We start from the raw sequence: 7,241 nt of genomic DNA on the forward strand, positions 1-7,241 counted from the left end.
GATACTTGAGTATCGTCAAGTATGTATCTAATCCTTTCATCAGGATAACTGGGGTCAATCGGCACATAGGCAGCCCCTGATTTTAAAATTCCCAAGATGCCTATAATTATTTCTAAGCTTTTATCTAAGCATAAAGCAATCAAGGTATCTGGTTTGATCTCAGCAAGTGATCGCAAGTATTTTGCCAGTTGATTGGCTTTGGCATTGAGTTCAGCATACTTTAATTGTTGATCTTCAAATACCACGGCAACGTTATTTGGTGCCTTTTCAACTTGTTCTTCAAATAATTGATAAATGGTTTTATCTTTTGGATAGGGTTTATCGGTTTTGTTCCATTGATGTATTATTTTATGGAGTTCTGCTTCTGGTATTTTTGCTAACGTTTTATTGTTATCAATATTCCCACATTGGTTAATGTAGTATAAAAAATATCGTTTTAATTTTGTTATTGTTTGTCGATCTATAAAATAATTGTGTCCTAATAATTCGACTGTAAATTCATTTCCTTGCCTGAAAATGTTTAAAACAAAAGGAATATTCGTTTTTTCGAACCTTTTATATTCTTCTATTTTTCTATTTTGATATTGCTCTTCTATAGAATGAAAATGGACATAATTGAAGGCAAATTGGTATAAATCATCCTCTTGTAATAAATCAGATTTAATTTTTCCGTAAGGATATATTTTATATAAATTGATTAATTCTTGATTTCTCCTTGTCTCATCAATTAGAGCTTGTATAGACTGATTTATAATATTTTGTTTAATCGGGATTGTATTAAGGTGAAGACCAAATAATTTATCTCCCCCTGTCTTTTCCAACCGATTATTGACAACTAATCCTACAATAACTTCTTGGTTAGCAGTGAAAGTAGAAACTAAAATTTGATACAGAGCTAAAAAAACCAGATTAATTGGTATGTTGAATTTTTGAGCTATATTAAAAATAATTTTGTTCTGTGTGTCATTTAGTTTGAAAAACTGTGTATTTAAGTTATTTGTAAACATTAAAGAGTTATTTAACTTTAAATTAACAGTTAGGAATTGACTGTCATCGAAATATTTTTGCCAGAATTTCACGTTACTTTTGTCCGTGATTGCATTTTGCTCATTTGAAACAAATTCACCATAGTAAGGTAGTTCATCTAACTCAATTTTTTTGTTATCAATATACGCAGTTGTGAATTCTGAAATTAAAGATGTAATACTCCAGCCATCTGAAATAGCATGATGAAAAGAAAATATTAATTTAAACGAATTTGGCAAGATACTAGTAATAATTACCCTGAATAAACCAACTTCATTGATTTTGAAAGCATTGTACCTTTCTTCAACAAAATATTTATCAAATGCATCATGCAAATAAATATTCACTTTGTCTTTAACCTTAGCACCATGTTTATGTTGGATTGCGACATACCCATAGGTTTTGTCTTTTACAAAACTAGTTCTTAATAGAGAGTGCTTTCGAATTAAGTCTTCAAATACGTTGATTATCTTAACACAATCAAGGTTATCATTTATTTGATATGAGAACACATCGTGATAGGTACCATCATTATTTGATCGCTCTTGTTCAAAAAACATGCCTTTCTGTAAATATGAAACCGGGTATATATCTTCAATATCTTCATACAATAAACCACTGTTCTGAAGCACTTGTTTTTGTCCTGCTTTGTCAATCAGTGAAAGTGGGTAATATATATCGTTAGAAGGTATATTATATAGTTTTGCTTTTTTCACAATCTTATTAATAGTTCTATAAATAAAAATATCACGCACTGAAATATTAATTCCTAAATGCTTTGCTTTCGAAACAACTCTTATACTTAAAATCGAATCTCCACCTATTCTGAAGAAGTCATCATCTATTCCGATTTGTTTAAGCTCTAATACATCTTGCCATATTTTACATAGTTGATTTTCTATTGAATTTCTTGGAGCAGTAAAAGAATGTTTATTTGTTTTAAATAATGAGACCGGAAATGCTTTTTTATCTAACTTGCCATTAATTGTTAATGGAAATTTTTTCATGTGTATAAAAGCGTTTGGTATCATATAGTCAGGCAAGACTTTTATTAAGTGACTAATTAATTCATTTTCGTCTATTGGATTCTTGCTGACATAATAAGCGGTTAAATAAAATTTATTTCCAAGGTTGTTTTTATCTTTTTTGTTGCCTAAAACGCAGGCTTGTCTAATGCCTTTAAAATTTAACAGGTTATTTTCAATTTCGCCAATTTCTATTCTTAGCCCATTGATTTTAATCTGTGTATCGTTTCTTCCAAGGTACTCTAAATTCCCATTACTAAGCCATCTGACTAAATCACCTGTTTTATATAATTGATCATAACCATTTATTTTATCCTCTTCATCCGCAAAAGGATTTTCAACAAATTTTTCAGCAGTAAGCTCAGGTTGATTCAAATAGCCACTAGCAACGCCATTACCTCCAATGTAAAGTTCACCAACTACCCCCATCGGAACAACTTGTTTATATTTATCTAGAACATAAAGCTTTGTGTTTTGTATAGGTTTTCCAATTGGAATTATGGTTTCTGTAGATCTTATGTCATTATATGCACTAACATCTATAGTTGCTTCAGTTGGTCCATATAAGTTATTTAAGCAAATAGATGGATAGAGAGTTTTAAAACGTCTCGATATTTGATGTGGTAATGCCTCTCCACTACAAAATACATCTGTTACACTATTTAATAATCTTTCAGTTACACTTAATTGCTCAACATGATCTAAATAAAGTTGAAGCATACTTGGTACAAAATGCAATTTAGTGATGCCAACTTGTTTAATTAGTATATGTAGATATTGGGGGTATTTATGATTATCAGGTTTTGTAAATACCAATTGTGCGCCACATAGAAGCGGCAGTAGTAATTCCCATACTGACACATCAAAACCATATGGTGTTTTTTGTAGAATTTTATCCGAACTATTAAAATGATATTCAGATTGTTGCCACAGTAAACGGTTTACTAGAGATTTATGGGTGATTAATGTTCCTTTCGGATTTCCTGTTGTTCCGGAGGTATAAATCACATAAGCCAGATCATGAGAGGTATTTTGAGACAGTAGATTATCGAAAGGGAAACCTTTATAACTGTTACTATCCAGTGGTATGAGTTGACTATTTGTCATCATTTTAAGCCTTGATAGGTAATGCGATTGTGTCAACAATAAAGATGCTCGCGTATCATTCAGTATGTATCTAATCCTTTCATCAGGATAACTAGGATCAATCGGTACATAAGCTGCTCCTGCTTTAAGAATGCCAACAATACCAATTATCATTTCCAAGCTTTTATCTAGACATAAAGCAATCAAGGTATCTGGTTTAATTTCAGTAAGTGATCGCAAGTATTTTGCCAGTTGATTGGCTTTGGCATTGAGTTCAGCATACTTTAATTGTTGATCTTCAAATACCACGGCAACGTTATTTGGTGCCTTTTCAACTTGTTCTTCAAATAATTGATAAATGGTTTTACCTTTTGGATAGGGTTTATCGGTTTTGTTCCAATCGTATAATATACGTTTTTTTTGTTCTGGTGGTATTAATTCATAATGACATAATGGCTGATCTGAATCTGCTATTACTGTTTTGAGAAGCATTTCAAGGTATTGAATAAAATAGTCAGGAATATAGGTAGTATCATAACTTACCTCATACACCATTGAAGTTTTATCATAGGCAAAAAATAAAGTATTTAGTTTACCGCCATAAAAGAAATTCTTACTTTCTAATTCAATTCCACTCAATTCTATCTCTTGAGAGAGAAGGTAAGTTTCGACAACGGAAACATTTGGGGAAAAATCAATATCTAATGATTCTTTGATTTCTTCAAATGGAATAATTTGATAAGGTTTGTTTTGTTGATATTGCTCATATATTTTCTTTAGTAATTCCGCAAATGTCATTTCTCCAGATAATTGAATCTGCATTGGAAACATACTGACAAAATAACCAACGATTTTACTAAATTCAGTCGGACGTATGTTTTTAGGATAGGACACAACTAAGTCATTTAAATGAAAACATCTCAATACAAACGTACTGATTAAGGCATTGAAAAATATAAATGGTGTTGTCTTATGCGTTTTAAGTAGCTTACTTAAAATTTTAGGGTCAATATTAACTCGCTTACGATTGATTTGCCCTGTGTCATCATGGTTATATTTAACAAGATCATTTTGATTGCATCCTTGAAGATAGTGCTGCCAATAATCAATGGTTTCTTTTTTACTTTTGGCAATGATTTCTTCTTCATAATCTAAGTAATCAGCCAATTGATAGGTTTGAAATTGGGTAATGGCATCCAATCCCTCATTATAAAGCTTTTCAAATACTTGACTAAATATTGTCGTGGTTAGTCCATCTGAAATAATATGATGCCAGACAAACTGAAAATAATACTGATCATGATCTGTTTTAATCAGTATGGCTCTAAATAGCCAGTCCTTTTCAAGATCAAAAGGCTTGGCTCTTAATTGTTCAAGTGCAGCAAGAATTTCATCTTGAGTAGAATGGTATAATTCCTGATAAATCACATCTCCATCAAAGCGATCAAGGATGATTTGATTTGCTTCGCCGTCCTTTTCAATAAACCGTGTTTTAAAAGCTTCAAAATAATTACCAATTGTTTGATATATTGCTGCAAACTTGTCTCTATCTAAGTTACCCCTAACTTGATATGAAATCGCAATATTATAATTATCCGCATAAGGATTAAGTTTGTAGGCATACCACAGTTCTTCCTGCTGCTTTGTTAATTTAAGAGTCATTTCGCTCTCCCCATTTTTGACTATAAATTTTATGCATATAATAGAGTAAAATAAGATCAGAAGCCCAACAAATTTGTAACAAGTGGTTTTATTTTGATGTATTTAATCCACTTTGAAACATCTACTGCAAGGCATGGAGGAAAAACGCCGAGCCAATGCTCTTTTTAAAAGTACAAAAAACATCAATTTGATGAATAAAAATTAGTTGCATTATAGTTGAACTTGGGTAGTATAACGATTCGCTTCTCAAGAGAAGAGCTGTTTTAGATATAAGTGATTAATTGAGTCATCTCCTTGCTGATTTGGTAAATCCTTTTTTGTCGGGTGGAAAGGAGGTTGCGATTAAGAAATGGGGGTCTCTTAATAATGATTCAAAATTGATAGTATCAATCATGTTATTTTATTTCAACAACTTTTGTTGGATAAATTTTTCTATTTAAACATTACTGAAATAGATGCCTATCCTAAGATATTAAATAGACACCGATGCTATAAAACCGCGATTCTGTATTTAATAAATACTCATTTTTAAGGTTAGACTAATACAATTAACACGACAAAATCCTTTGGTAATTGGTCTGACAGTTTACCTTGGTAATGACATTAATACAACTCAATCGAAGTAACCTCTCCACACGCTATTGTTTTCCCTTCCCACAACGTAAAGCGCGTTCCAACTTTTAACCGCGGAATCACCTCGTCTGGTGAAAGAAACACTATTCTAATATTCTCCACGGTATCTCCTAGCGAGATGGGTTTACCATACTCTTGGACAAGCAAACGGCAATCGTAAGCATGCTTTGCAACTTCTGGAACATTTTCAACGTACATTGGGCATCCAAAATTCATCGCTGGTATAGCTTGTGAGCGACCACCTTCCTCAGTGTTAAGAAGCGTTATTTTCGCAAAAATACCTTTCATATCTGAATCCTTATGGCACTGGCGAGTAGTTGAGTACTTGTGGAACCAAACCAGGCAGGTTCTTATTAGGAAGAACGCATGCAGGAATACCTCGATCTACTGTCGCTGAAATTCCAGGTTGATTCAGAACGCTACGCGGTACTTGTGATTTAACGATCGTATATGGTGGATCACCAAAGGCTTTAACTGCCTGTTTAGCATAACTCGCAGCCGACTCGGCACTTGTTGTGAAATACTTCCCTTCTAATCCTGGAAGATTATTGAGTGCACCTGTTTTTCGAATATCAGCCAATTCATCAGGTTTAACAGCCCTGAACACATCTACTAGTTCATCTCCGCCATTTCGAACAGTAGTCACAAACTCGCGTGTTTTACCTGCTTTATGGCTAGCTTGAGTTGTTTTCCCCGCTGCAACGCTTGCCTTAACATTCTCCACAATCATCTTTGGTGCAACAGCTTTAGCCAGCAGCATTCCGCCTTTTACATAGGTGCCACCATATAACAATCCTAATCCTAAAGATGCCGCGGTACCCGTATAGTAAGCAGCCGCATTTGTCCGCCCGTTTTCATATCCAAAGCCTGTTAAGCCAAATGTCGTATCATCCATAAAACCATTGGCAAAATGGGTGGCTAAACGTTTAACATAACCCGATAAATCCAATCCTGTTTGTAGTTGAAGGCTTTCTAATAGATCATCATAATCTAAATAATCTAATTCATTAAAGTCTAAAATACGCTCTTCATCTATCTTGATAAATCTATCTGCTATAGCAGAATAATCGTCAAAATAACCACGCAGTAAACCTTGCATATTGTTAATTAACAGAGCATTCTTTCGCACATATTCTTGTAAAAAATTAATATTTCTTGATAAATCATTACTAAATGATAAGTACTTTTTTTCACAAATTGATGCGCAATCAATATACTTACACTCAACGTCAGTAAGCGGATACATAACAGGAGAAAAATATCCTGGTAGTCCAAATTCTTCAGATTGAGACAATTGTTTGAAGACCTTATAGATATCTTCATAGGTATTTCTAACATATCCTTTTTTTTCTATTTGACTAAAAACTTTTGCAACAAACGCCTCATAATTCGGATTTTTGATAGCGTGATTATTCAACTTGCTATGCCTTGTTTCAAACCACTGTTGTAAAACAAATTCAACCTTCTTACTTTTATGCTTCAATTCATTTTCGAGTAAGTGATATTTTGTATGAATAATTTGTCTATTAATCTCAGGAAGCACCGTTGCTGTTGTTAGCCATAGTATTTCAAGTTCTAGTAATTTTGATTGCTCACTATAAGTATTTGATGCCTTAACATACCCATTAAAAAATGCTGTCCTTTGCTTTTTGAGTTCGATAATCGCCTCTTGAGGCGTAATGTCATACAGTCCAGTTGGATCAATCACATTAACTGGGTTATTGCTCGCATAGGCATAAGGGTGTACATTTCCACCTGCTAAAATATCTAAAGCATCAGGCTGTAAATATCCACCAAGCTTAGGGTGAA

At 33.1% G+C, this 7,241-nt stretch carries 3 protein-coding genes; all 3 read right to left on the reverse strand.

What is annotated here, in order from left to right:
• A partial coding sequence (locus DNJ77_RS09590) for a non-ribosomal peptide synthetase (RefSeq protein WP_116964848.1) occupies positions 1 to 4,799 on the reverse strand: 4,799 nt, incomplete at its 3' end.
• A 603-nt stretch (positions 4,800 to 5,402) separates the two neighbouring features.
• On the reverse strand, positions 5,403 to 5,630 hold the full coding sequence (locus DNJ77_RS09595) for a hypothetical protein (RefSeq protein ID WP_157966673.1): 228 nt from the start codon (positions 5,628 to 5,630) through the stop codon (positions 5,403 to 5,405).
• A gap of 100 nt (positions 5,631 to 5,730) precedes the next feature.
• A partial coding sequence (locus DNJ77_RS09600; RefSeq protein WP_157966674.1) for an RHS repeat-associated core domain-containing protein occupies positions 5,731 to 7,241 on the reverse strand: 1,511 nt, incomplete at its 5' end.

The organism is Fastidiosibacter lacustris, from assembly GCF_003428155.1.
Lineage (GTDB): Bacteria > Pseudomonadota > Gammaproteobacteria > Francisellales > Francisellaceae > Caedibacter > Caedibacter lacustris.

Excerpts from the sequence above, each read along its gene's own strand:
- DNJ77_RS09595 (WP_157966673.1), bottom strand. The coding sequence starts at position 5,630 with ATGTACGTTGAAAATGTTCCAGAAGTTGCAAAGCATGCTTACGATTGC.